We start from the raw sequence: 26,911 nt of genomic DNA on the forward strand, positions 1-26,911 counted from the left end.
GTTATTTTGCTATTTCAGTTGGTGGTGCGCCACTAGAAATATTGAAAGAGTATATCAAGAATCAAGAAAAGCCGTCCTAGAAGGACGGGGCTTGTGTCCCGTCTTTTCGGTCAATACCGGAAAATTAGAGGTAGGAAAGGTTTCCTTTAATTCCGAACAATTATTTCAGCCTAACAATCATAAAACAATATCTTTTTATGAAAATGAAGACGAATTTTCTGATAATTTAGGTGAATTCCTGGAAAATCCACCTGCTATTAGAACTTTATTTCCTATGTTTAAAATCAGAAATTATAAAGTCACCCTAGCAAATGCTAACCCTCAAATATATAGCCAAAATGCGGATACCGTTGAATCTATATTTATTTGAAGTTTATTTAGTAAAGCAGTTGCATCGCATTTCTAGTGTAGAGTTAGGAGCGATACATTCGGTGCGCTTCATTGTTCCTGATCATTCAAGACTAACAACTACAGCTTGACCTTTTACTAAAGTAGATAAAATATCTACAATCTTGGGAACTAAAGGTTTCAAATCAATTAGTCTATTAGAAGATGCTTGTAAAACAACTACAGCAATATTAAACTGAGACAAATTTTGCTGAAAAGATAAATTTCTATCAACCGTAATAAAAACATCAAATTCTTGTTCTACTAAAGCCAGTAGTTTACCATTTTTAGTTCCTGCCCATCCCATTTGGGGAACTGTTTTGATTTTATAACCTACAAATTCCTTAGTTAACCTGCGGTCAATACACTCATCTAGAAGCAGTTTCATCCTAAGCTACCTTGTTAATCATTTGTTTTCCTGCTTCTTCTAAGAATGTAATGACTTGTTCTCTAGTGACAGTGGGAAAACCATCTAAAAAATCATCTATTGAATCTCCTGCTGTTAAATAATCTAAGAGTGTTTGTATAGGAACTCTTGTTCCTGTAAAAACAGGAGTACCACTCATAATTTCAGAGGAGACACTTATAACTGAAGGATGATTAGACATTGTAATTGTATTTGATATTTTCAAGTTATATTCCTAGTTTAGCTATAAAAAAGAAGTCGGGGATCTTATTTATCGTTCCCAAATTAAATTCATGGCCTTTTTTATGATCTCTTCTTGTTGGACTAATTTGTTTAATTCTTCTGCTTCATATTGTCCCTCAAAAGCTTCAATTGCTGCTTTTTCTAATGCTAAATCATAAGCGTCTTCTAGAGTTGCTGCTAATTCTGTTTCACTCATATAAGTTCCTTTTGCTTTTTCACGAGAATTACTGCGTTGAATTTGCTTGACACAATTGCGAATAGAAAGATTCCAAGACCTAGTGGTACGATTTTCAGCAGTTTGTTTAATTAAGTGTAGAAGTAAAATGATGCCATAGCTAAATATTTTATTCAGTTTGTCAGATTTGCTCATTTCTTCTAATTCTTCAACAATTAACAAGGCTTCTGTGATATTACCTTGGTGTAGAAGTTCTTTGAGGGTAAGTAGTTCTTCCATGGGCTTGATTTTCCTAATTTTTTATCGCTAAGGTTAATCCGTCTGCTATGGGAACTAAACTTATGGTAATTCGGGAATCTTCGTGTAATTTGCGGTTAAAAGCCCGAATTTTATTAGTTTGATTATCCTCTATTTCTCTATCTGCAACTTTACCTGACCACAGCACGTTATCTATGGCAATTAGTCCACCGGTGCGAATTAATTTAAGACACTGCTCATAATAATTCTCATAGTTACCTTTGTCAGCATCAATAAACGCAAAATCAAATGTCCCCCCTTCTCCTGCTGTCAATAAATGATCTAATGTTTCTAAAGCTGGGGCAATATGTAAATCAATTTTAGCAGACACTCCCGCTACTTGCCAATAATGACGGGCTATGCTTGTATACTCTTCACTAACATCACAAGCGACGATTTTTCCATCTGTGGGTAAGGCCAAAGCCACGACCAAGGAACTATAGCCAGTAAATACACCTATATCAAGAGTCTTTTTCGCTCCTAAAAGTTTAATTAACAAAGCCATGAATTGTCCCTGTTCAGGTGATATTTGCATTCGGGACATTGGCATTTGAGCGGTTTTTTGACGCAATTGGGTTAAAATGTCCGCTTCTCGTAGGGAAACTGAAAGTAAATAATCATACAAGTTTTGTTCTAAGCCTAGTGTTTGTTTTGACATTACTTTATATTTATTAAATATTTTATGATAGTTCTTCCTTATCAACCCTATCATAACAAATTTAAAATCAAATGTCAACCCCTAAATTCTCTTTTAAAGCGGAATTTTTTCAAATTACAATTTTTAGTCTTGACGCAAAGGAGGAAAGGAATATAAATGTAAGGGTGTGCTAAAATATGTGAAAAATGCTGTAGTTTTAGGATTATGACGGGATTTGAACCTTTTTTAGCGTCTGCGGTTAGCGGTGTCGCTGTTCCTATTTTCCAGTCTCTTTGGGGAAGTGGTGGTAAAGTTCTGGGAATGTTTGGTAAAAGTCTGGATAGAAATACTAAACAACTCATTTTTAATGCTTCTAAGCAATATGAACAGAACTATGAAGAAAAACACGGTATTCTCAAAGTTTTGGGAATGCGTGAACCTGTAAAATTGGAATCTGTGTATACAGCAGTGCAGTTTTTAAATGATGATGCTATTGGTGATTTTCTATCTATTCAAGATTTAGAAAAAGTATATCGTCAAGGAAATGCTCGCAAGTTTAATTCTCAAGATTCTCAAAAACAACTTGGAATTGAAGTTGCAAATAAAAAACAATATTTGATGGTTTTGGGTGGACCAGGTGCAGGAAAATCTACTTTTTTACGGAAAATGGGACTGGAAGCACTCAAAGTTAAAAAAGGAGGATTTAAACATAGTTGTATTCCGGTTTTCATTGAATTAAAAGGGTTTACGTCAAGTGGAATTAATATTGAAAAATTTATTATTGAAGAATTTCGGATTTGTAACTTTCCAGATCCAGAAAAGTTTACAGCTAAAGCTTTAGAAAAAGGTAAATTATTAATTTTGTTAGATGGTTTAGATGAAGTTCCCAGTCAAAACTTAAATGAGACTATTAATCAAATTCAGAACTTTGTTGATAAGTATGATCAAAATCGGTTTATAGCTTCCTGTCGCACTGCGGCTTATAGGGGTAATTTCCGGCGGTTTAGTGATGTGGCTATGGCTGATTTTGATGATGAGCAAATTCAGCAATTTATTAATAATTGGTTTCAGAAAGAAGAGGATAAACAAGCAAAAACAGGGGATAAATGTTGGGAATTATTGCAAAAACCAGAAAATCAAGCTGCAAAAGAATTAGCACATACACCTTTATTACTGACTTTTCTTTGTTTGGTATATGACCGTTCTCAGAATTTCCCTAATAATCGCAGTGTGTTATATAAAAACGCCTTACGAATATTATTAGAAGAATGGGCGGCTGAAAAGCGAATTTTGCGAGATGAAATTTATCAAGGACTGCATACAGAATTAGAGGAGGTATTACTTTCAAAAATTGCTTATACTGGGTTTGCATCTAATCGGCTGTTTTTCTCACAATCGGAAATTGTTGACCAAATAAAAACCTTTCTAGCGGGTAATTTGAATGCACCACAACATTTAAATGGTGAAGCAGTTTTAAATGCAATTGCAATTCAACAAGGAATTTTAGTCGAACGTGCTAGAGATGTTTTTTCATTTTCTCATTTGACCCTACAGGAATATTTAACAGCACAGCATATTTATGATAATCGTCTAGTTGAAAAATTAGTGACTGAACATCTGACAGATAAACGCTGGAAAGAGGTATTTTTATTAGTTGCGGGGGTTATGCGGGGTGGTGCAGATGATTTATTGTTATTAATGGAAAAGGAACTACAAAAATATATTAATACCCCAAAATTACAGGCTTTATTAAATTGGGCGGAAGAAGTCACAGTAGGATCTCCAGGTGATTATAAACCAGTTGGGAAACGTGCAGTTGCGATCGCCAATGCTAACGCCATTGCCAATACCTATACTAACGCCATAGCTATTGCTGATTCCTACGTTAATACTAAAATCGACTACATCGTCAATGCCATGAATAATGCCCATTCTTTTATTTGTACCTATCAATATGCACGACCAAATGCCTACATCAAGGGCATTAATTACTTCGGTGAAATTGAAAAATTACAAATCTTTAATCAAAAGCTCAACTTTACTTTGTTACTTGCTCAATTACAAACACTCAAAGCTAAAATACCTGATGATAAACAACCAGAAGAAGTACATCTAGCTTTTGCGAAAAAGTTTATAGAAACATTACTCAATGGTTTTAATCTCACCCCAGAAATGGTTAATTTATCTGAAGAAGAATTCAATGATTTAGATAAATACCTCTACGCGAATTACTTAATTATTCAATGTAAAGAAGCAGCATTAAGTGTATCAAAACAAATCTGGGAAACAATAGAAACGCGGATGTTATTAGTAAAGAATAATTAAAATCGAGAGCATTGTTTGTCACTCTCCGCGCCTCTGCGTGAAAAAAATCATTGCATTAATCAACAACACCACAGGGAATATATGTAGAGATGTTACGGTGATCAAAATTTCTGAAAAAAGTGTTAATTTGCCTTTTAGAATTAAAGATCATTCTGTAAACTCGCTTGCATCAGAGGGATATTAATGAGTCGTCCAATTATTCTTGGTATTGTCGGTGATAGTGCTGCTGGAAAAACAACCCTGACTAGAGGTATCGCGCAGGTACTCGGTCCAGAAAATGTTACCATGATCTGTACAGATGATTATCACCGTTATGATCGCACACAACGGGCAGAACTTGGTATTACTGCTCTCCATCCTGATTGTAACTATTTAGACATTATGCAGCAACATTTATCGCTGCTACGAACAGGACAACCAATTCTTAAACCAGTTTATAGTCATAAAACCGGAACTTTTGAACCACCGCAATATATCAAACCCAGTAAATTTGTCATTATCGAAGGATTACTAGGTTATTCTACTCGGATCGCTCGTGATGCTTATGATGTTAAAGTTTACCTTGCACCTCCTGAACCACTCCGTGCTAATTGGAAGGTAAAACGGGATACTCAAAAGCGGGGATATACTCCAGAACAGGTATTAGCGGAATTAGATAAACGTGAACCAGACTCGGAAGCGTATATTCGTCCTCAGCGTCAATGGTCAGATATTGTTGTTAGTTTCTATCCGCCTAATAATAAAATAGATGAAACTAATGATCATTTAAATGTGCGATTGACGCTCCGTCCTTCCATTCCTCACCCTGATTTTACGGAGATTATCCACGCGGGTCATAGTGATTCCCAGTCAGCTATCCGCTTGGGACTTGATCGAGACATGGGAAAACCCGTAGACGTTTTAGAGGTTGACGGTCATGCAAACTTGGAACAGGTGAGTAAAATTGAACACATAATGTGTGAAGATATGCCCCATTTAAAGAATGTTTGCGATCGAGAAATTAATCCAGAATTGGGTAAAATTGCGGGTACAACCGGTGAAACTTTGCAAAGTTATCCTCTCGCTCTGACTCAATTAATTATCACTTACCATATGCTCAAAGCTACGCAGACTTACTAATAAATCATTCACGGTTCTGGTTCAGTATTACTTAGGTAATCGCTACAAAAAGTGAAGATTTTGGCAATCAGGAATAATTGTTACCAAAAATAAAGTATAAATAATCATGGCATCTACTCAATTATTCCCAATTCAAAATCTCTAATTGGTATGACTTATTGTCTCAGAATAGCCGATTTACCTGAAAATGAACGCCCCCGTGAAAGATTAATGACTCACGGACCGAAAATTTTAGCTACAGCGGAATTAATCGCTATTTTGCTGGGTACTGGTCAAGGACCTGGTAAATTATCAGCAGTTGGTTTAGGGCAATATATATTACAACAATTAGGCAAGGGTCAGTGTGATCCCTTAGCCACTTTAAGAAATGTCTCTCCGGCTGAATTAATGGAAATTCCCGGTGTCGGACCGGCAAAAGCGACAACTATCCTAGCTGCAATTGAATTAGGTAAACGTGCTTTTTTATCCCGTCCCTCCGACGGGACAGTAATTGATAGTCCCATGGCTGCGGCTGCGGTGCTTAGTCAAGACTTGATGTGGCAAAATCAAGAAAGATTTGCAGTGTTACTATTGGACGTGAAAAATAAGTTATTAGGTACAAGGGTAATTACAATTGGGACTGCGACGGAAACTTTAGCCTCTCCCCGTGATATTTTTCGAGAAGTGATTCGTCAAGGTGCGACACGGGTAATAATTGCTCATAATCACCCTTCTGGGAGTTTAGAACCCAGTGAAGCAGATATAGAATTGACTCGTCAATTATTAGCCGGTGCAGAAATTTTAGCTATTTCCATTTTAGATCATTTAATCTTAGGTAATGGCACTCATCAAAGTTTAAGAGAAATTACCACTTTATGGGATAATAGTCCTCAAGATGATTGATTTTTCTATTTTTTTGGGTCTACCTCTTCTAGCTGTTTTTCTGTTCGTTCGTATGGGTTTTTAGGTGGCTTAACGTTAGGAAATAAATTCAGTGCGAAGTTATTAAAAGCTGTACGGGTGTGAGTGCTGGATTTCCCTAACTGACCTGGTAATACTTTATCTCCCAAGGTGATAAAGAGAATAAAGCCAATGATAAAAAAGGGTGTATATCGTTTCATCTTCGATTTTTTAGCAATTAAAGATACAAAAAGTCTACCTCCTGATCCTTTCTTCCCTCCATTGCGGTGGGGAAGTGAGGGGGTGGAATATACCTCGGATAATAGGAGACGACTGTATATTTATAGAATACCCAAATTATCAGAAAAACAATAACTAACAAATAATATTTTGTTTTTAATCTCATATTTTTGGATATTCGGTACTTATTATACTAAATCATGAGCTATTTTAATGACAATGTATGAAAAATAGCTAAAAATCCGGCAAGTGTTGAGATACAAGGACTATTAATTAGTAAATATAAATACAATGCAAATTATCTTTAGATAAACTTAAAATTATGACTGGTAACAATTCTAAATGCAATTAAAAATTATAGAACAACATGGTTAGCAAATGGCTCAGAATGGTTTGAAACTAAAGATAAACCAATAGAATGGCTGTTGGAAAATCAATTAAAAAATATTCCTAATGAAGCAGGTTTTGAAACCTACTCTTGGGAATACTAAGAATAAAATTACTCTGTCAGCTAATCGAGCTAAACATTTAGTGGATAATCTTATTGAAAATCCTAAATCTATTTGGGGAAAATCGGCTGAAGATATTGCACAACAATTTAAAGATGCAGGTTATGAGGTTATACTTGAAAAAAGTACAAAAGGCTCTAAATTATCGACCCAAATACGAATTCAAGAACATCCAAAAATTGCTAATATCCAGGTATATCCAGGTACATCCAGGAGGATGAAGACATGGAGGATCTTACTATAAGATTTCTACATCAACTCAAGGAACAATCAAAATTGTAGATCCCATAACATATAAACCGACTCCAGGAGAAAAAGCTACAATTATCAATATAACTAATTAGGTAAAAAATAGTGGATAAAATAATTACAAAGGTTGACAGAGTATCTACAATCGAAGAAGCAATTAAATTACAAGAATTAGATGTAGACATTATAGGTATTTCACTGTCTAAAAATATAAATTTTATTGACAATAGGGACATTGGAGAAGACGCTGCGCTTGAAATTATAAAAGCTTTAAACAAAGCTAAATCTGTTGTAGAAATAAGTGTCAATAATAACTTAAATCAAATCTTAGATATGATTAAAAAACTTGAAGTTGATTATTTTCAACCATTAGGAAAAGAAATTCTACCTATAGATTTCAGAAAAGAATTATATAAAAAAGGAGTTGGAATAATATATTCTGATATCCAAGTTTCTTATGATGACGATCCATCTTGGATTTTAAGTTCTTTCCTTAGTGAAGAGAAACTTAATAGTTGCTACTACCAAATTGATATTTTAGGGGATATGGAAAATTCATGGCAATTTCTGAAAAGGGACTGTCCGCAATATCCAGAAGAATTACAAATAGATGATATAAATAATTTAGCACAACAATACCCTTTATTAATTACGCTAGACTTTTCTACTGATAATTTATTGCAAATTATTAAGTCTATGCCAAATATTAAAGGCGTTAGTATGATTTTGGGAGATAATCCTTGTAGGAATGATATTCATAATTTTCAATACTCAGAAGTCTTAAACATTTTGGAAAAATCTTCTCTAATGAAATTGGAAAATGAAAATTACTAAAACTTTGTTAAAAATATTGGTAAACACCTGTAAACAGGATTAATTTTTTGGTTGAAAGGTACAATGAGTGAAGCAGGAATTATCATACCAGAAAATTTTGATCTCAAAGGGGTATTCAGTTTAGTAACACAAATGTTAGGTTTAACTAAGGAAAAAAGGTACACTATCAATTTGGTAAAAATCGTCAATATGAAGGAAAATGGTAATATGAATGTTACTCTAAATGAAATCAGAATAATTTTTAATAATCTGATTAATGAAATAATTTCACGAGAGGATGCTGCTAAATGGGCACAAATACGTCAACAAGCAGAAGATGCGGGTCAATTAGAATATGAACCTCCACAGGAGGAAGACAGAATATGGAAGGGAATTCAGTATCTACTAGGAGTAGACTTAAAAGAAGATCCCATAACCTACTTACATACAGTTGAAGATTTTATATCTTATTATAATCAGATCCAATTATAAGTAGGAGAAACGCATCTATTTTTCGATAAATGTAACTTTTATCAAATATACATATTTGAAATAAATGATTTTTGGTAATCCTAAAGAATTAGCAATCGAGTGTTTTGTTGATGAAATTAGTAACAACATTTGTTATGGTAGGCTGGCAATCTTAGCTAAAGAATTGTATATTGGTGATATTTCAATGTTATTTATAACGAATCTTTAAAATATTGTGGTCAACGCTATTACCACTTATTTAATGAAATGAATAGTCAAAAAATTTAGGATTTTTTGTATTTAGCTTTATACAATGATCCTGATTCTTATGATAATAATGCTAATTGGAAAACAATGATAGACAATAAAAGGAAGCCAAGGCAAGCATCAACCAGGACACAATAATTTTATGCCAGGTCGTAGTCCCTTTACTCACCTAAACCCACAGCAATTAGTTAATAAATTTGCTGGTAAAGGGCAACCAGCTAATAATTATGAATAGTATTGATCTAAGAACTCAAGTCTTACTTTCACTTCAATATGCTTTATTAGGGGAAATTACGCCTAATATTAGAGGAATCACCTGTCGTTGGGACACTTCTAAAATTACAATTGTTTGTTATTTACAGGATGATATTAGCGAGGATATTGAAGAATCAATGGAGTGTGTAGCTACTGAGGTCATGGCCGACTTCCCTGAGCATCAAGTTGAGATTGAGTGTAAAAAATTGGATGAACCTGAACCATTGAACCCTTATACATTATCTGCATGGGTTTATCGAAGAAAAGAATAATTTGACCATTTCTAGTATTGAATTTAAAGGAATCATCCGGGTTTAACCTGTTTACCAGGAACAACTTATATTAAATCTGATCAATGGGGTGAAGATTGGTTTGAGTAATTTTGGTAAAACTAAGAAGTTTTAAATCTCTGGGAAATACTATAGAAAATGCTTTTGACAGTGCGGAATAAACGAGTAAAAGAGAAAGGTTGATGCCAAGTCTGATAAAATTCTGGATAAAGCATATTTTGGGCGATTTTCCCAATGAGTTGATAATGTTCATTAGTTAGCTGATAACCACTTATGGCTTTAATTACCATAGGTTGATCACCAACGCCTATTTTCCCTAAGCTATCAGCCGCCAACCTACGGATACCCCCATCCTGTGATGTGTTGATTAATTCTACCAAAGCAGCGATCGCTTCTGCATTACCAGGGTCTATTTCGTATAAGTTATAAGCTGCCAACCCAAGGGTCTTATTATCCTGTGATGTGTTAATTAATTTTACTAAAGCAGCGATCGCATCTGCATTACCAGGATCTATTTCGTCTAAGTTATAAGCCGCCCATATATGGGTCTCCTCATCTTGTGATGTGTTAATTAATTTTACCAAAGCAGCGATCGCCACTGGATTACCAATGCCTATTTTCCCTAAACTTTCAGTCACATAATTACGGATAAAAATATCCTGTGATGTATTGATTAATTTTACCAAAGCAGCGATCGCTTCTGCATTACCAGGGTCTATTTTCCCTAAGCTAACAGCCACCATCCAACGGGTAGATTCATCCTCTGATGTGTTGATTAATTCTACCAAAGCTGCGATCGCTTCTGCATTACCAACTCCTATTTTCCCTAAGCTTTCAGCGACAATTCCACGGATGAAAGCATCTGGTAATGTGTTAGTTAATTCTACCAAAGCAGCGATCGCAACTGGATTACCAGGGTCTATTATTAAAGCAGCGATCGCTTTTTGCCGGTCTGTTTCTTGTAGGGCTACATCTGCTTGATCATGAATATTACTAACACTATTATCGAATTTCCAATTAATAATCTGCTTGACTATTTTATCTGCTTGAGAACAATGTTTAAATTCGGCTATGCCCCCAGCAGCTAAAAAATAGGCTCGATATCCATAAAAACCTTTACCCTGATATTTTCCACAGCCATCTTTAAACTCAATTAATGCCTCAATAAACTGTTCTTTTTGAGTTCTTAGATTTTCTTCTGGTCGTCCTAACCACAGCAATATTGTCTGTTTCCACTGAGGTTCAAAAATGCGGTATTTTTGTGCTTCTATGGGTTTATTTTTATGGGTTTTCGGTAAGAAGAAATCCCAATCATTAATTGCTATTGCTGCAAAATATTCTTGAAATGAGGTATGGAAAAAAGCATAAACAGGTTTTCCCTCTATATCCATTCCAATCTTATTAAGCCAACCTAATTTTAGGGCTAATGTTAGTTTATCATCACCTAAAAACTTTTTAACGAACCCATCCGGCAAGCGGAAACGAGAGGTTTCCTGATCTATTGCTCCCTTTGCTAATTTACCTAGATCAGTAATTAGTTCTTGACGTTGTGTTTCGCTTATTTGCGCGAATTCATCTTGTTTCCATCCGTTAAAATTATCAACTAATTGCTGATAAAATTCTGCTTGTGTATCTGGTAATTTTGCCTCTCTTCCTTGCCAATTTAAACAAAGTAGTGTTAACCGCAGAGGATTTTTAACTAAATCTTGAATCCGTTCTCTACCAGCTTCTTTTAAAGTATTACATAAGTTTCCACCCGCTTCTGCTTTTTTTTGAACATTAAACCAGTTATTAATAAACTGTTCTACCTGTTCAGGATAAGAAAAATCTAAATTTCTATAGGTATCAAAATTAGAAAGTTGATTGTTACCACCATCCCATAAATTTAACCGACAAGTTAAAACAATTCGCGCTTGATTAATATATCCACCTTCCCGAATTTGTCGAGCAATATCTGTTAAAATATTACTAGAATTTGTAGACATTTCATCTAAACCATCTAATAATAACCATACTTTGTCTTGATTAAATTGGCCAATAAAATCATCTTTAATGTCTTTTGTAATTTCTGATATTTTACTTCTCTCAACAGCATTCCGTAACCAAATTTCATCTAAATAATCTCTTAATTCTCTATTTTCTAACTCTGCTAAAGATACCCAAATAATAATTGATTCTGAATTTTTCTTAGATAAATAATCAGCAATTTTTTGTAGTAATGTAGTTTTACCCGCTCCCGGTTCACCAATAATTGCAATGCGTTTACCTTGACTTTTTTTAGTATCTTTGTTGTGAAAAACTTGGGTTAAAAATTCATTATGTTCATATTTTTGAGTTATTTCTGTCTCTTGATAAAGCTCTGAACCTTTTTCTGGAGAAATATCTTGATTATGATTGTGTTTGGGTTGTTTTTTCCGTTCTACTAAACCCATTTCTATATAAATATCTGGCAAATCAAAAGTTACCCCCTCAGCATAAGTAAGGGGATTTGTGGTTAATTTTTGCCGTTCTTTCAACTTTTCGCGGCAGATTTTTGGCCAGTTAATGGGGGGTAACTTTGTCCGACCTTCCCCTTCAGACGACGGTGGTCAAGTAATATGAATTGGAGCCTGATTTTCATTTATAAATACGCTTTTATGTGCTATAATTGTGTCTGCAATTTTCTGGTTAATATCAGGATCATTTTTAATTTCTTCTGCTTTCTTTTTAATTTCTTCAGCAGTCTTTGAGGTATCAGTATTCACTGAACTTTCCAAATCTAAAACCGCTTGTTTAATTTCCTCGTCCTCGATAGCTTCTGTTAATTCTATGACAGCTTGACCGCAATCTAATAACTGGGTTGTATTTGCGTCCACAGCCGCAGTTAATTTTGGTCCTAAGTTCTTCTGACGTAACTTATTGATTAATTGCCCTACTTTTTCCCAGATCACGTCACCAGTATTTTCACCTATCTTTTCCAGAGATTTCATGCCTATTGTAGCAATAGCTGTAGTTATTATCAATTCCATAAATTTAATTTAAAGTAAGTTGGATACTAAAAATCAAGGTTGTTTTGGCTGTGGAAAGGCTGTTTTTAGCTGCTATCCTCAGTTTCTCCCCAATATTAACACAATTGCCCTAAAAAATGCCAAGATATAAATTATGAACTTTTTTAAACTCAAATCATGAAAGCAATTTGGAATGGTGCTATTTTAGCCGAAAGCAATAATACTGTAGTTGTGGAAGGAAACCATTATTTCCCTGCTGATTCTATCAAGAAAGAATATTTTCAAGACAGCAGCACTCATACCACTTGTCCCTGGAAAGGGGTCGCTAGTTACTACAGTGTCGAAGTCAATGGCCAAGTTAATAAAGATGCTGCTTGGTATTATCCTAGCACCAAAGAGAAAGCTAAAAATATTGAAGGTTATGTTGCTTTCTGGAAAGGTGTAAAAGTGGAAGTTTAGTACACAAAAATATCCCGGACTTCTTAAAGAAGTCTGGATTCTAACTTCTTGTACATTACTTGCATGGGAATTGGTATTATAAGAATAACATGGGTTTTACAACAGCCTATATATATAGGCGCGGAGTTTTCCCATCATAACATAATGATAATATAAGTTTTGGGTTTTGTCAAGTCTTGATGTAAATTTAAATTATCAGCATTATGGTGTCCGGGATTTAAGGATTTTGGGCGCAGTTTACGCGCCCCTATTTGTTGCTAAATTTAATTTTTGGCTGTTGGTTGAGCGTTGGGAATGGTGATATCGATGGTTGTCATCTTAGCTGCTAAATTGGTTAATGGTGATTTCATTGACTTTTGATTTCCGACTACTAAAGTAACTAAATTTTCTGGTTTTAAGTATTTCCCTGCGACCCGTTTCACATCTGCTACTGTAGTAGAATTAATGGCTTTTTGATAGCGAAATAAGAAATCAGCGGGATAACCATAATATTCGTATCGCATTAATCTAGATAGAGTTTGACTAGGATCTTGAAAGTTGAAAACAAAAGAGTTTAATGTTGAATCCTTGGCTCTATTTAATTCTTTGGTAGTGACGGTTTGAGTTTGTAACCGTTTAATTTCTGTTTCCAGGGATTTGATGAATTGAACTGTGGTTTCTGTGCGAGTTTGTCCTCCAGCTACGAATGTTCCTGGATAGTCAAAACGGGGATTCCATATTCCATACACAGAATAAGCTAAACCTTGACGTGATCGCAATTCATTAAATAAGCGTCCCCCAAAGCCATTTAATATGTCATTCATGACATCTAAGGCTGGATAATCAGGATTGTCAAATTGTCCGCCCAAATGACCAATTAAAACGCTACTTTGGGTGAGTTGAGGTTGATTAACAAAATATACACCACCTAAATTAGCTTGAGTGACTTGTGGTAATGGGATTTTAGCAAGATCAGAGTTAGGTTTCCAGTCTCCGAATTTGGCTTGAATGAGCGATCGCATTTTTTGAGGATTAAAATCGCCGACAATGCCTAGTATTATATTATTGGGGTGAAAATATTGTTGATAAAATTTCAGCAAATCATCACGGGAAATTTTATCAAGAGTTGCATATTCAACTGTCCGAGCATAAGGACTATTTTTGCCGTAGATTAATTTTCTCAACTCTCGACTGGCAATACTATTAGGATTATCATTGCGACGAGCAATAGCGCCACGAATTTGGGTTTTTTCCAAATCTAACTTTTCTGGAGCAAAAGCCGGTTCTCGCAGTACCTCAGTAAATAGCCCAAATGCCATTTCTATATCTTCGCTGAGGGCTTCAAAACTGGCACTAGCAGCAGTTTCTCCCATATCTGTTTCCACAGAAGCGGCTCGTTGTTCCAGAATTTCATTTAATTCATTTGCGGAATGTTTTTGAGTGCCACCACTGCGTAATGTAGAACCCACCAGACTAGCTAAACCAGCTTTTTCTCCTTGTTCCCAACGACTACCTGTTCTGATCATGGCTGTACCAGTTACTAATGGTAGTTCATGATCTTCCATTAAATAAACTACCAAGCCATTTTCCAGTATATACCGTTCATACTTAGGTAATTTAATTGTCGATAGTGGAGGAAACTTTAATTCATTGTAATGTTTTGCGGTGGTTATTGCCCAAGAAAAATTCAAGTTTAGTAGTAAACAAGCAACAACAGTTACCAAGGTAAAAACAAATCTTTGTTTCTTAGAAAAGGAGAATTTTTTGCTTTTCAAATCAAACCTCAACATATCTATTTTCAAATTTGTTAACGGAGCTTTTCTGCCAGAGGTATTTTAACCTGGTTGTTTTGATAACAACTTGCCAACTATACGATTTTCTGGCGTAAAAGTTGCCTTAGCTACTCTTTGAATATCTTCAGGAGTGACAGCGGCAATTTTGTCTAATTGCCCAAATAAATTCCGCCAAGAACCGGTTTTGACTTCATATTCTAACAATTGTTCTGCCATGCCTGAGTTAGAATTAAGTCCGCGTAATAACCCGGCTCTAGCTTGGGTTTTTAGTCTTGTTAATTCTACCGCAGATACAGGTTCAGTTTTCAATTTCTCAATTTCTTGTCTTAAAGCGATCGCTATTTCATCTACTGTTTTACCTGGAGATGTGAGAGCATAAAAGAAGATGAGATTGGGATATTTATCCCCTGGAAAACCACTAGAACCTTCAGCAGTTAGGGCTAAGTTTTGTTTTTCTACTAAAGACTTATAAAGTCTTGATGTTCTACCGTCACTCAATAAACTACCGATGATTTCATAAACTGCATTATCAGAATCGGTAATAGCTGGACGATGATAACCTTCTAAATACCAAGGTTGGGTAGATAGTTCTAAAGTAACTTCTTTGGTGGCGGTTTGTTGGGGTTCTATGGGTAATTGTTGTTGTGGTTTGGGTTTAGATTGATAACGGCCAAAATAAGTTTGGGCTAGTTTTTTGACTTCAGCGGGATTGACATCTCCGACAATAGCAATTGTTAAATTACTGGGTACATAGTAAGCATCAAAAAACTTCTTAACATTCTCTGGTGTTAAGTTGCGAATATCTTGATCATAACCAATTACTGGTCGGCGGTAAGGATGAACTTTGAAAGCAGTATCTATGAATTTTTCTACCATCTGGCCGATAGGAGAATTTTCTATTCGCATTCGTCTTTCTTCTAAAATCACTTCTTTTTCTTTATAAAATTCCCGAAATACAGGATCTAAAAAGCGATCGGATTCTAGAGACATCCATAGTTCTAATTTATTAGCTGGAAAACTGTAAAAATAGCGCGTGGCTTCGGAGGAAGTATTCGCATTTAAACCCACACCTCCAGCTTGTTCAACTATTTGCCCCATTTCGTTTTGTTTAACTAATTTCAGGGCTTGAGATTCTACGGATTTAAATTCAGTTTCTAACCGCGCTATTTCATCTTTTTTGCCGTTGGTTTTGGCGATTTTGATTTGGTTATCTAACTTTTCTAACTTTTCTAAAAGTGGTGCTTCGGCTTGATAGTCTGTAGTCCCAATACGCTTTGTACCTTTAAACGCCAGATGTTCCAGAAAATGGGCTACTCCTGTTTGTCCATCTGGTTCATCAATGCCACCTACATCAGCATAGGTGAGAAAGGAAACTACTGGGGCTTGATGTCTTTCTAAAACGATGAATTTCAGTCCATTATCAAGCCGAAATTCGGTGAGACGATTAATTACTTGTTCTAGGTAAGGTTGAATTGAATTTGGGGATTTTTCCAGGGATATGGCCATTTCTGGCATCCACCCCCAGTTAAATAATATCAACGCCAAAGTGATGGCTAGAAGACGACGATATGGAGACTTTTTTCGGTTATCCAGGAATAGATCTAAAATTGTTTGGTGCATAAACAAAAGTTAAGGTTAAAGTAAATCTACATTACTTGGAAAATAGAATAATTAACACCAAGAGAGTTAACTTGCTATTAGGTCTTTTGTAATTTTTCCATCCTCCGTTGCACAATAGGGCTACAAGTCCTGTTTTGGGGATATCAAAATAAATACTATGCGAGTTTTTCATTCTCCGCCATCGTCAGAAAACCAGACGCGCACACGCATTTTGCAAGCAGCACAACGGTTATTTGCTGCGAAGGGGTTCGAGGGAACTACAACCCGTGATTTAGCACAAATTGCGGGGGTCGCTGAAGGCACTCTCTTTCGTCATTTTGCCAATAAAAAGCAATTTTGGTGGAAGTGGCCACTAGTGGCTGGGTCGATATTCTCACAGATTTGCTGACTGAACTTAGTGAAATGGGTAGTTATAAGGCTGTTGCTCAAGTTATGCGTCGACGGATGTGTAATTTACAGAAAAACGCCGATATCATGCGCGTTTGCTTTATGGAAGTACAATTTCATCCAGATTTGCGCGATCGCATTCAAACAGAAATAATTGAGAAAATGACAGAAGTTGCTGAGGCATTTTTTCAAACTGCAATGGACAAAGGCATCTATCGTCAGATGGATGCCAAACTTGGAGCTAAAGTATTTTTGGGTTTATTTGCGATCGCTGGTTTTTCTGATCATACCCTCATAAACCCCAATGCCTCCCCCCAAGAAATGCAAAAAATGGCGGAAGGATTGGCGGATATCTTTCTTAACGGTGTCCTAGCCAAGGAATAGGCTTTCTAGTAGAGAGGAGATGTTTCTCAATAACCACTAACCACTGACCACTAACCAATAACTAATTACCCATTGCTTGAGCTTGATGACTCCACTGTTGCACTAATTCAACTGCTGGACACAAATTGCGGTTATGCAATGTTGCTACTTGCAAACGCATAACCTGTCTGTGCAATCTGTGAGTAGGAGTTTGTGCTAATTGGGCTACGGAAATAACACCAGAATGAAGCAGTATACCGCAATATTGAGTTCCTACACTGGGAACACGAGCCAAACCTGCTAAAACGACCCATTTATTCACAGAATGGATATTGACCTGCAATTTACCCGCTAATACTATTCTCTCTTCTGGAGTTTTTCCTCTTTTAATTAGTTCTTCTGTGGTATTGATACCACAACTTTTCAGTTGGGCCTGATCTTCTGGGCTTAATCCTGGTAAATCTTTAACAGGCCAATCAGATTTTTGCAGTAAATTTCTATTATTTGTACGGTTAGTAGTCATTTTTTGAGTTTTTAGTATGGGTTAATTTACGTAAAATTCAGAATTTAACGAGATTTCTCCGTTCTGAATTCTCACATTTTTATCAAATCACCATCCCTCTTTAGGACGGTATTACTAACATTATCACCTATAAAAAATGGAACTTTCAATTTATTTATTGCTCAACTTGCTCCATTAAAGGATGTTCATGGTCAATAATGCCCGATAACTGTCATCTCAAATCTAAAATTTTGATTACAAAAATTAACTTATACCTGTCTAAGATCCCTGACTTCTTGAACAAGTACCAGACCTGAATATCTGATCATCAATTCTTAATCTATAGTTAATTCTCCTCGCATTACTGTTACAGCTTGTCCAGATATAAAGACGCGGTTTGCCCCTGGATAGTAGACTTTCACCACTCCACCTCGACTGGAAGCTTGATAGGCTAAAAATTCATCTTTTCCCAATTTATCTCGCCAAAATGGAGCTAAACAACAATGTGCAGAACCAGTTACCGGATCTTCATTAATCCCTAAACCTGGAGCAAAAAAGCGAGAGACAAAATCATATTCTGATTCAGAATTAGCAAGGCTAGTAACGATAATATCAGCCTTATAGAAGGTTTTCATCTGGTGGAAATTCGGCTGCATTTCTCTAACTAATTGCTCAGATTCTACTTCTACTAAATAACCCAAAGAGTTTTTAACAACAGATTGACAAGTTACTCCTAAAATTTGACTTAATTCTGGAGGTAATTCGACAGGTTGGGAAAGATTTACCGGAAAATCTAACTGAATCCAATTATTTTCGAGTTTAGCGGTGAGGATACCACTTTTTGTATAAAACCGCGCCTCTTGATTGGGTAATAAATACCCTTGAGACCATAATACATGAGCGCTGGCTAGGGTCGCGTGTCCACAAAGGGGAACTTCTACTGTTGGTGTAAACCACCGTAAATTAAAACCGTCATTTTGTTTAATTAAAAAAGCAGTTTCCGACAAATTCATTTCTTGGGCGATATTTTGCATCCATAATTCAGACTTGGGGCTATTTAAAACACAAACAGCCGCCGGATTTCCCGTGAATGGATTATTAGTAAAAGCGTCAACTTGGGTAATAATTTGGTTCATTTTTAATCAAGAGTTAGGAGGTAATTGAATATTGGATCTGTGGGGATTATTTATGATTTAATTCTGAGTTTTTAGCTTCTGCTAAATGCTTAATGAGTGTAGACTGAGGTAGGGGTCCTTGCAAGTGATTCCAAGGTAAAATTTGCTCAGTTGACCAATTGCTATAAACATAAAAATCTAAGTCGGGAATTTGTCCTTTCAGTTGTTTAAAAGCCCGTTTATAACTTCCTAAGGAGTCACCAAAATCACGAGTTAATTCTAATAATCGAGAAAGTCGGCGATCGCCTCTGGACAACAAAGCCTGTATAATTGACCAATTATAGCTTTCTGGTCGAAATTCTATCCCTTGAGGTTTGAGATATTTTTGTAATAATTGTAATCTTTTTTCCGCTTGCTTATTTACCCCAAACCATTGAAATGGAGTATGAGACTTAGGAACAAATGTACTACATCCCAGGGTTAAGCGCAGTCCAGGTGCAGCTTTTTTAACATTTTCCATCATTTTTATAGTTGCGTCCACATCTTCGGCTGCTTCTCCAGGAATTCCTACCATTCCATAGAGTTTTAAACTAGATAAACCACCGACTTTTGCATTAATAGCCGCTTGGATAATTTCATGATTATCTAATTTTTTATTGACAAATTTCCGAACTTTTTCTGAACCACTTTCTACAGCAATTGTCAATGATTTTGTATCTCGCTTCACCAAAGTTTCTACTAATTTAACTGTAACTGTATTGGTTCTCACAGAAGCTACACTCAATCTAATATTATCATATTTAGGTTGACTGATATAATCTAATAATTCTATAAATTCTGGATGTTGGGTAACAGAAGCCCCCAATAAACCCAAACGATTTGTAACTGTTAAACCCCGTTCAATTCCCGGAATTAAAGAATTTTCTAAACTCGCAGTTCTAAAAGGTAAAGTTAAATAACTAGCTAAACAAAAGCGACACATTTCTGGACAACTCCGCACCACTTCCACCATATAAATATTTTCCCAAGCGGCTTTTTCTGTAACAATAGTAGAAGCAGAAAGAGTATTTCCTCGATAGGTTTGCTTTTGAATAATTGGCGGAATTTGCGTCAAAATGGGATTAATTGATTTTATTTCCCCGTCTGGGGTGATATATTCAATTGCATATAAACTAGGAATATAAATTCCAGGAACTTGAGATAAAGTTTTTAATTGAGTTTCTCTATCAGCATTTCTGACTTTTTTATAAGTATCTATAAAATCACCAAGTAGGTTTTCACCATCTCCCAATAAAATGATATCAAAAAAATCAGCATAAGGTTCAGGATTAGCCGTCAAAACTGGTCCACCACCAAAAATCAGTGGATGATTTTGATGACGGGAATTAGCCCGAATAGGAATTTCTAAAGATTCCAAAAGATTAAAAATATTCACATAATCTAATTCCCAAGACATAGAAAAACCTAATAATTCTGGATGTCTAGGAAGTTGTTCTCGGATATCAGTAAATAAGCGGCTGACCTGCAAATCATCACGCATAGCTAAGGTCGCCCATACCACCTGATAACCCAGACTAGTTATCCCGACGGTGTACTCATTGGGAAAAGCGAAAATTACCGGAATAGCGTTATGATTGGGAGTTGCGGGGGTAAATAGAAGGCGTTCGTAGTCAAATACAGATGATGTCACAGTTTTTCTTGGTGGAGTTATTTATATTTAATTTTAAGCCATAGAATAATCAAGTTAAAACACAATGTCACCCCATTAGCAAGAATGACTGGTAAAGCACCAAGAATAATCCCATAGACTAACCATAACAACAAACCACTCATGAACACAATTAGCATTACATAAGAGACATCTTTTGCTGATTTTGTCTGCCATATTTGGAGCATTTGCGGTAGAAAAGCGATGGTGGTTAATATACCTGCAGCTAATCCTAAAATGGTAATAAAATCCATATTTAACAATATGTCCTTGATTTGAACATTCTACCACATTAATTGCAGATATTTAACCGAATACTAGAAATTAATAGTTAAAAAAAGGCTTTTTGGTACTTGTTATGCTAAACTTTTAAATAAAATGCTAATTTAAGAAACATTTGATTTGTAAATTTTCACACAACCTTTACAAAACTTTTAGTAATTTATTGATATATTTTTCAATAAAAATAGCTTATGGTATAAGTACCCAAGAGCCAAAAAAAATCAGAATTTCAGTTTGATTATTTACAGTAAATCCTCAAATTTTAAGGATGGTAAAGGATGTTTTTCTAAAGAATCTTTAATGGTTTTATCTATGATTCTTTCCTGCTCTTCCTGTTGTTTATCTTTTATTTCTTCATTTGTAAAAATCTGATCATAAGTCTCTATAAAACTAAGTAATACTTGCTTAAAATCTTGGTTGTTAATATCTATTTTTTGAGAAAATTCCTGTAATTTTGCTGATATTTCTTGACTGTTACTATTTGATGAAGTTCTAATTTTTTGTAAGTTTTCTGGAAATTTAGTTAATAAATCTCCCATATCAATTCCATGTTCTATAAATACATTTTGTAAAGGTTGTATTTGTTGATGAGATTGTTGTAATTGACTACTGTTATCGGTAAGTGAATTATCTAAAATCTCTTTAAATTGCTGCATGAATTTTTCTAATCCTAATTTAGCTAATTCAGGATTATTTTTAATTTCTTGAGGAGAAATATTTGTGATTTTACTAATCAAATCTATGATAAATTCTTCATCATTATCAATTTGAGGTTTTTGTGAAAATGAAGATTCAATAATTTCTACTAGGGGAATTTCGATATCTTCTAAACCTTGTTTGATTTCAGTTTCTAAATATTGTTGAGCTTCTGTTTCTGTAATTTCAAAGGGAGAAATAGCATTAATATCAACAGTTTTTACTTCTCCCAAAATTGTGGAAACTAGAAAATCACCATTGGGGATCATCTCATTTATGGGAATCAGAAAATACTTGTTTTGATTAGCATTTATCCACAGAGACAAGTTTTGATCAAGATGGGAAAGATTATTCATTGGTTTGTGGTTTGGATAAAAAATTAATTATTTGATAAACTCATCATCAAGGATGTATTTGAGAATGTAGTTTGGTTGATCCTAAGTTGAAATTATTTCATAAAAAGCGGCTGTATTTCTGGGAATAGATGATAATTTTGCTATCAGTTCACGAGCAGTTTCTATACGAGTGGTTGATAGTTTGGTGATTTTTTCGGGATCATCTCCTTGTAAATCACAAATTAGCACAACTGCTGCCAAAGCGGCCTTTAATAATGTGTAATCTAGCTGAGAGGCAAAAAAACCATGAAATTCCTGACGTAAATAGTCTTGTAAATCTTGTATTACTAAGGTTGTAATTGGCTTAATTGAATCAGGAAACATCACTTGAGGATTTAATTGCTTGGCTTGTAAAAAATGATGCAAACCTTCGTTTACTAACAAGGTATCACGAGTAACACCTAATCCATGAATATTAACAGCAAATTGGTTATCTTGATCTGTTGTTTCAAGTGATAAATAACGTTCTATTTCTGCAATTGGTTTAACTGTAGCACAACAAGCTATTCCTAGATATAAATGTAGTTCACTCGTGGGATTTGATGCTAAATCAATTGCACCAAAATACAAAGCTTCAACAAATCTTTTGTTCTCAATTAATTTTTTGATGGGAGGATGAAACATAACAATTTTCTCCGTATAAATTAGTTTTTATATCCACTATAGTGAGCTACGTAGTGAGCATAGCGATATGGTTGTATAGGTTTAGATTCTGCTTCTATCATATAATCTATCATTTCATCTTTGACACCTGCACGTTTTAAGAAAGTGCGTAGATGGGTTTCTAACTGTCCACGTTTAAAGAGAGTTTCAATTGCTTCATAATCTGATTTTAATATTTTGGCTTCACCTTCTTCATGAATTATAAGGCGTTTAAGTTGTTCAACTTCATCTGGAGAAGGTTGTTTTCCTTCAGCTATTTTTTTCCATGCAGCTATACCCATATCTTCACCAGGATCATAAGCATCAAATACTCCTCGACGAAGTTCACCAGTTCTAGCATCTAGTAAAATATGTTTGTCAAACATTAAATGCTGTTTAGCTTTAGCAATTAAATCTTGAGGGATACTTGTTAGTTCATGAATATGTTTGATATCATTAGATGTATTTCTCATCAGTGTATAGGCATCATTATCTGGAATTGGTATTTCTGGTATTTTTGATGTATCTATTACATCCTGGACTGGTAATAAAGCTAACTTTTCTGATTCCTTAATTTGCGCTAATTCAATATCAAAAGCTTTGGCTTTTTTACTCTTTTCCTGTGGATCAGAAATTTTCTCAATTTCCGCTAGTCTTTCTTCAAGTCGTGGTCTTCTCTTGAATAGCTCCAGGTTTTGATTCCTAATCTCTCCACAAGTTGAACATTTAACTATACGACCATCTTTGAGAATTTTAATCTCATGACCATCCGCAGTTTTCTCTTTAGCAACTACTCCCGGTTCAATTTCTGGCTTATCTTGATGTTGGGTTATTTCGTTTCCATCTTGATTAGTTTTCTTAGGTGTGGAAGATTCAGTATTATTTTGATTTTGTTTTTCACTAATTCTCCGATCTCTATCTAATTCTTTCCATTCTTCTTTGTTTAAGTTCCGATTTTCTAATTTCTGTTCTAATTCTGCTTTTCTCTCTGGTGTTAACTGTTTATTTCGATGATCATCATTATCAGTTAAATCTTTAGGTTTAGAAGTTTTATTATCAACTTTTGGAATATTATCTTTTGTATCTTTAGGTTTAGAAGTAGTATTATCAACTTTTGATTTATCATGCCCTAAAGAACGCAGTTTATCACCATAAAGTTTATTTGCTCCTCTTTCAACTAAATTACTTAAAGCAGATGTTCCTGCACTTTCTCTTAACATTTCTAAAGAAAATTCTTCACCTTTGATTAGGGTGTTATCTGCCACATCAATGGCTGTATCAGCAATAGTATCAGTGAGAAATTCTGCTCCATTCTTAATTAATTTATTATCAACTTTATCTAATTTTTTACCAAGTTTGCCAAAACCACCTTTGAGTAAATCACCTCCAACATTACTTAGTAATGAGCTTGCAACAGATGAACCTAACATTTGTAATGAGAATTGTTCTCCTGATGCTACTCTTGTTCCTACATCTATAACTGTATCTGTATCTGTAGCTGTTTCAATTGCATATTTAGCTGCATATTTACCAACAGTATTAGTAATAGCTTTAAGGGCTTTATCTGCTCCTTTAATACCTATTAATTCCACTACACCCGTGACACCACCAATACCAGCTTGCATTGCGTAATCTTGCCAAGATGACATTTTACCATCTATCATGTCATTAGCAGCTTGTTTAAGCACTCCTCCGGCTGCTCCTATTAAAAAGGCTAAACCAATAGCAGCACCTAATCCTACTCCTGAAGCTGCTAGGGCGGCGATCGCTACGGTAACAGCTACGGTAATGACAATATCAATCACAACCTTTAATACACTCTTCCAAGCGGGTTGTACTTTTGCGGCTGCGTCCTCGGCTGCTTTATCAATAGATTCAACTAAACTGGGGTTTTGATCTGAACCTTGTAAAGAACCCCGTAAACCTGCTTGTAATTGTGTGGCACTTTCGTCTAATTTGCCATCTAAATTGGTAATTACTCCTTGAATTTGCTGTTTTAAATTATCAACTAATTGACTAAATTCGCTCACAGTTTGATCTACACGAGCTTGTACCATACTCGTATGACCTTCTGTAAGTTGACTAAAGATATTAGTTGCACTTCCTACCATTTCTGTGGTACTGGTGGCAAATTCTTGAGCTATTTCTGCGCCTTGAGATGATGCTTGTTGTCCAATATTATTAATACTATTAATACTTTGGGCTGTTTGTTGTTGTAGTCCTTGAGTTGAGTTATTAATTCCAGTTTCTAATGCTATTTGTGTACTATTTTCAATCTGATTTAATTGAGTTTCTGCTTCTATAATTACCTGATTAATAGTTTGTAAATTAGGAGTTTTAATACCTTGAGCTTGTTGGGCAAATTCTTGATATGCTAATTCTAAATTAGTTGTACCTTGGGCAACAGATTGTTGTAAACTAGCAATTGATTGTTGTCCTTGGGTATCAATTCCTAATTTTTGTTGTTGTCCTAAATTTTGAACTTGACTTAATTGGCTGGCTTGCATTTGATCCAGAGAAGCCATTGTTCCATTTAAGTTTTGATCTAATCCTTGAATTTGACCATCTCTTGTTTGAGATGCGATGGTTAATGCTTGTTGTTCCGATTGATTTAAATCATTTAAAGCACTATTATATTTAACTTCTAATTCTGAACTTTTGTTAGTAATTAATTGACTAATTCCATCATTTACTTGTCCTTTACTATTACCTAATTCATCCGCTTTTTGATTAGCATTATTAATTAATCCGGTTTTAAACTTAATACCTGCTTCATTAGCTGCATCTGTTTTTGCTTTCCGCCAATTTTGGACATAGGTATCTCGATCAAAACTTTCTAAAAATTTTGTAACTACATTACCGGGTTCTGGTGGTGACTGCTGAGAAAATGCAGCTTGTTTGTTAGCAACAATTCCATCCACATTTCCCGCTACTATTGTTCCTGCTTCTCGGAATTTTGTATTACCTGTTTTAAAGGATTGATCAACGTCTTGTCGACTTTTTAGACCTAGATCATTTAGTTGTTGAGTTGATTTTTGATATTCTTGAATTAATTTTTGTCTAGCTGCATTTGTAGAAGTTTGTATTCCTTGAATACTGCTATTATATTGAGTCGCAATTTGTTCTCTAGCTGATGCTGCTTGAGTTTGTACTTGATTTTTAGCTTGAGCGATCGCATTATTAATTATGCCTTGATTTTGAGCGATTGCTGTATCAATTTCTGCTTTTTGCTGATTTAAAGATGTGGAAATTTTAGGTGCAATTATTCCTCCCATGGCTGATACTTGTGCCATTCTTTCGCCACCAGAAGCCATAAAATTAGACATAGCTAATTCAGCTTGTCTTTGTTCTGCTTCCATTGACTGAGCAATTTTATTTTCAGGAATTTGTTGAACTACTATTCCTTGTTCAGCAGCAGCTAGAGAAGTTTGGGGATCATCTGTTTGATACAAAATCATCCCATTACCTACATCTCCCATAACTTCTGTAGGGTTAATATGATCAATTCCTGCTTTATTTGTAGCAAAAGTTGGTTTAATTACAGGCGGAGTAAAACTGATTTGTTGGCTTTTTAAATTCTGGGAATTAGACTCACTTTGATTAATTTCTTCCTGAGTTTGTGAAACTTCTGTTTGTGCTTCCTGAGATTTATTAGCTATAGTTTCTGTTTGCTGTTCTGTCTGATTTTCTCCTTCTGTACTTCCTTGCTCTTTACTACTTTCTCCTTGAGTATCACCTTTTTGATTATTAGTTTCTTGGCTCTTTTCTTTTTCATCTACAACTTGTTGATCTTTTTCCTCACCTTCTTTTGTTGGCGCTTCTGATTTTTTAATTTCCTGAATAGCTTGATTAGCCTCATTATTAGCTGTTTTCGCTTCTTCTAAATTAGGTTCATTTTTCGGATTTTTTTGATCTTGTTCTTGATTTTGTATAACATTACCATTTTCCAGATCATTATTATTTGGTTGTATATTATTACTATTCTCTTGTTTATTATCTGTTTCTTTTTGTGTTTTTAATTGATTATTATTGTTTTGGGGGTCATTTTTAATATTTTCTGTATCATCTGTATTTACTGGATGATCAGAATTTTGATTAGTTACATCAGTAGTATTTTCTGTTTGTGAATTAGAGTTGTTATTTAATTCATTATCTTGACTAGGAACAATCTTACTTTCATCAATTTCTTTTCCCTGAATTTGTTCCTGTGTTTTTTCTTTTTCACATTCTGTGCATAGTCTTTGTACAGAGCTTTTCCCATTTTGCTGCACTACATGAGTCAATTCATGTGCTAATAATTCCTGTCCATCTCTACTTCCGGGATTATAAGCTCCCTGACTAAAGAAAATATCTTGTCCTGTAGCAAAAGCGCGAGAATTTAAAGATTTATTTAGTTGATCTGACTCACCATCAGTATGAAC

Annotated in this window: 25 protein-coding genes and 2 pseudogenes; 11 read left to right on the plus strand and 16 right to left on the minus strand. The window is 34.9% G+C overall.

The window, feature by feature from the left end; all coding sequences use genetic code 11:
* Positions 1-80, plus strand: a pseudogene (locus tag H6G44_RS17930) (IS200/IS605 family transposase); the annotation flags it as partial.
* A gap of 371 nt (positions 81-451) precedes the next feature.
* Here the strand turns inward: H6G44_RS17930 and H6G44_RS17935 are convergent.
* The 4 genes from H6G44_RS17935 to H6G44_RS17950 all read right to left on the minus strand — a co-directional run bounded on the left by H6G44_RS17935 (position 452) and on the right by H6G44_RS17950 (position 2,166).
* Positions 452-775, minus strand: coding sequence for a DUF5615 family PIN-like protein (locus tag H6G44_RS17935; protein WP_028082763.1), 324 nt, complete (start codon positions 773-775; stop codon positions 452-454).
* Between the two features lies 1 nt (position 776).
* Positions 777-995 (minus strand): DUF433 domain-containing protein, encoded by a 219-nt coding sequence (locus H6G44_RS17940; RefSeq protein WP_028082764.1) that lies wholly within the window; start codon positions 993-995, stop codon positions 777-779.
* A gap of 69 nt (positions 996-1,064) precedes the next feature.
* Positions 1,065-1,490: a DUF29 family protein gene (locus H6G44_RS17945; protein WP_190385657.1), complete on the minus strand. Its 426-nt coding sequence runs from the start codon at positions 1,488-1,490 to the stop codon at positions 1,065-1,067.
* Positions 1,491-1,503: 13 nt separating this feature from the next.
* Positions 1,504-2,166 (minus strand): class I SAM-dependent methyltransferase, encoded by a 663-nt coding sequence (locus tag H6G44_RS17950; protein WP_190385658.1) that lies wholly within the window; start codon positions 2,164-2,166, stop codon positions 1,504-1,506.
* A 204-nt stretch (positions 2,167-2,370) separates the two neighbouring features.
* Between H6G44_RS17950 and H6G44_RS17955 the strand changes: the two genes are divergently transcribed.
* The 3 genes from H6G44_RS17955 (at position 2,371) to radC (ending at position 6,471) form a co-directional block, all read left to right on the plus strand.
* Complete coding sequence (locus H6G44_RS17955) at positions 2,371-4,470, plus strand: NACHT domain-containing protein (protein ID WP_190385659.1); 2,100 nt, start codon at positions 2,371-2,373, stop codon at positions 4,468-4,470.
* Positions 4,471-4,653: 183 nt separating this feature from the next.
* Positions 4,654-5,589: a phosphoribulokinase gene (locus tag H6G44_RS17960; RefSeq protein ID WP_190385660.1), complete on the plus strand. Its 936-nt coding sequence runs from the start codon at positions 4,654-4,656 to the stop codon at positions 5,587-5,589.
* Between the two features lie 150 nt (positions 5,590-5,739).
* Positions 5,740-6,471, plus strand: coding sequence for a RadC family protein (radC, locus tag H6G44_RS17965; RefSeq protein WP_190385661.1), 732 nt, complete (start codon positions 5,740-5,742; stop codon positions 6,469-6,471).
* Between the two features lie 5 nt (positions 6,472-6,476).
* On the opposite strand, the gene H6G44_RS17970 is transcribed toward radC, so the two are convergent.
* A complete protein-coding gene (locus tag H6G44_RS17970) occupies positions 6,477-6,689 on the minus strand; it encodes a hypothetical protein (RefSeq protein WP_190385662.1) in 213 nt (70 codons plus the stop codon).
* Between the two features lie 472 nt (positions 6,690-7,161).
* On the opposite strand from H6G44_RS17970, the gene H6G44_RS17975 reads away from it, so the two are divergent.
* From H6G44_RS17975 to H6G44_RS17995, 5 genes are all read left to right on the plus strand, one after another.
* Positions 7,162-7,461, plus strand: a complete 300-nt coding sequence (locus tag H6G44_RS17975) for a hypothetical protein (protein WP_190385663.1) — start codon at positions 7,162-7,164, stop codon at positions 7,459-7,461.
* 110 nt (positions 7,462-7,571) lie between these two features.
* Positions 7,572-8,300, plus strand: coding sequence for a hypothetical protein (locus H6G44_RS17980; RefSeq protein WP_190385664.1), 729 nt, complete (start codon positions 7,572-7,574; stop codon positions 8,298-8,300).
* Positions 8,301-8,363: 63 nt separating this feature from the next.
* The gene (locus H6G44_RS17985; RefSeq protein WP_190385665.1) at positions 8,364-8,771 is read left to right on the plus strand and encodes a hypothetical protein; all 408 of its coding nucleotides are present in this window, start codon (positions 8,364-8,366) and stop codon (positions 8,769-8,771) included.
* A gap of 343 nt (positions 8,772-9,114) precedes the next feature.
* Positions 9,115-9,252 carry a polymorphic toxin type 50 domain-containing protein gene (locus H6G44_RS17990; RefSeq protein WP_311138834.1) on the plus strand — a complete coding sequence of 46 codons (138 nt, stop codon included), beginning with the start codon at positions 9,115-9,117 and terminating at the stop codon, positions 9,250-9,252.
* The gene (locus H6G44_RS17995; RefSeq protein ID WP_190385666.1) at positions 9,245-9,544 is read left to right on the plus strand and encodes a hypothetical protein; all 300 of its coding nucleotides are present in this window, start codon (positions 9,245-9,247) and stop codon (positions 9,542-9,544) included. The genes H6G44_RS17990 and H6G44_RS17995 overlap by 8 nt, the downstream gene beginning before the upstream one ends.
* A gap of 119 nt (positions 9,545-9,663) precedes the next feature.
* Here the strand turns inward: H6G44_RS17995 and H6G44_RS18000 are convergent, their stop codons facing one another.
* Together H6G44_RS18000 and H6G44_RS18005 are read right to left on the minus strand one after the other, a co-directional pair.
* Complete coding sequence (locus H6G44_RS18000) at positions 9,664-12,078, minus strand: NACHT domain-containing protein (protein ID WP_242031671.1); 2,415 nt, start codon at positions 12,076-12,078, stop codon at positions 9,664-9,666.
* 72 nt (positions 12,079-12,150) lie between these two features.
* Positions 12,151-12,570 carry a hypothetical protein gene (locus H6G44_RS18005; protein WP_190385667.1) on the minus strand — a complete coding sequence of 140 codons (420 nt, stop codon included), beginning with the start codon at positions 12,568-12,570 and terminating at the stop codon, positions 12,151-12,153.
* Positions 12,571-12,723: 153 nt separating this feature from the next.
* On the opposite strand from H6G44_RS18005, the gene H6G44_RS18010 reads away from it, so the two are divergent.
* Positions 12,724-13,008: a DUF427 domain-containing protein gene (locus H6G44_RS18010; protein WP_190385748.1), complete on the plus strand. Its 285-nt coding sequence runs from the start codon at positions 12,724-12,726 to the stop codon at positions 13,006-13,008.
* 263 nt (positions 13,009-13,271) lie between these two features.
* Here the strand turns inward: H6G44_RS18010 and H6G44_RS18015 are convergent, their stop codons facing one another.
* Together H6G44_RS18015 and H6G44_RS18020 are read right to left on the minus strand one after the other, a co-directional pair.
* Entirely contained in the window at positions 13,272-14,777 is a 1,506-nt protein-coding gene (locus tag H6G44_RS18015) for a M16 family metallopeptidase (RefSeq protein ID WP_190385668.1), read from the minus strand.
* Between the two features lie 45 nt (positions 14,778-14,822).
* The gene (locus H6G44_RS18020) at positions 14,823-16,400 is read right to left on the minus strand and encodes a M16 family metallopeptidase (protein WP_190385669.1); all 1,578 of its coding nucleotides are present in this window, start codon (positions 16,398-16,400) and stop codon (positions 14,823-14,825) included.
* A gap of 157 nt (positions 16,401-16,557) precedes the next feature.
* Between H6G44_RS18020 and H6G44_RS18025 the strand changes: the two are divergent.
* A pseudogene (locus H6G44_RS18025) lies at positions 16,558-17,171 on the plus strand (TetR/AcrR family transcriptional regulator).
* 61 nt (positions 17,172-17,232) lie between these two features.
* Here the strand turns inward: H6G44_RS18025 and H6G44_RS18030 are convergent.
* The 7 genes from H6G44_RS18030 to H6G44_RS18060 form a co-directional block, all read right to left on the minus strand.
* Positions 17,233-17,673, minus strand: coding sequence for a DUF4332 domain-containing protein (locus H6G44_RS18030; protein WP_190385670.1), 441 nt, complete (start codon positions 17,671-17,673; stop codon positions 17,233-17,235).
* A gap of 314 nt (positions 17,674-17,987) precedes the next feature.
* A complete protein-coding gene (locus H6G44_RS18035) occupies positions 17,988-18,788 on the minus strand; it encodes a PhzF family phenazine biosynthesis protein (protein ID WP_190385671.1) in 801 nt (266 codons plus the stop codon).
* 46 nt (positions 18,789-18,834) lie between these two features.
* Positions 18,835-20,457: a B12-binding domain-containing radical SAM protein gene (locus H6G44_RS18040; protein WP_190385672.1), complete on the minus strand. Its 1,623-nt coding sequence runs from the start codon at positions 20,455-20,457 to the stop codon at positions 18,835-18,837.
* A gap of 17 nt (positions 20,458-20,474) precedes the next feature.
* On the minus strand, positions 20,475-20,729 hold the full coding sequence (locus tag H6G44_RS18045; RefSeq protein WP_190385673.1) for a SemiSWEET transporter: 255 nt from the start codon (positions 20,727-20,729) through the stop codon (positions 20,475-20,477).
* A gap of 270 nt (positions 20,730-20,999) precedes the next feature.
* Entirely contained in the window at positions 21,000-21,809 is an 810-nt protein-coding gene (locus tag H6G44_RS18050) for a hypothetical protein (protein WP_190385674.1), read from the minus strand.
* An 81-nt stretch (positions 21,810-21,890) separates the two neighbouring features.
* Positions 21,891-22,472, minus strand: a complete 582-nt coding sequence (locus H6G44_RS18055; RefSeq protein ID WP_190385675.1) for a hypothetical protein — start codon at positions 22,470-22,472, stop codon at positions 21,891-21,893.
* A 20-nt stretch (positions 22,473-22,492) separates the two neighbouring features.
* Positions 22,493-26,911, minus strand: a 4,419-nt coding sequence (locus tag H6G44_RS18060) for an eCIS core domain-containing protein (protein ID WP_190595383.1), incomplete at its 5' end; no start/stop codon positions are given.

Origin of the sequence: Aphanizomenon flos-aquae FACHB-1287 (assembly GCF_014698755.1) — a bacterium.
In the GTDB taxonomy this organism is placed as follows: domain Bacteria; phylum Cyanobacteriota; class Cyanobacteriia; order Cyanobacteriales; family Nostocaceae; genus Dolichospermum; species Dolichospermum flosaquae.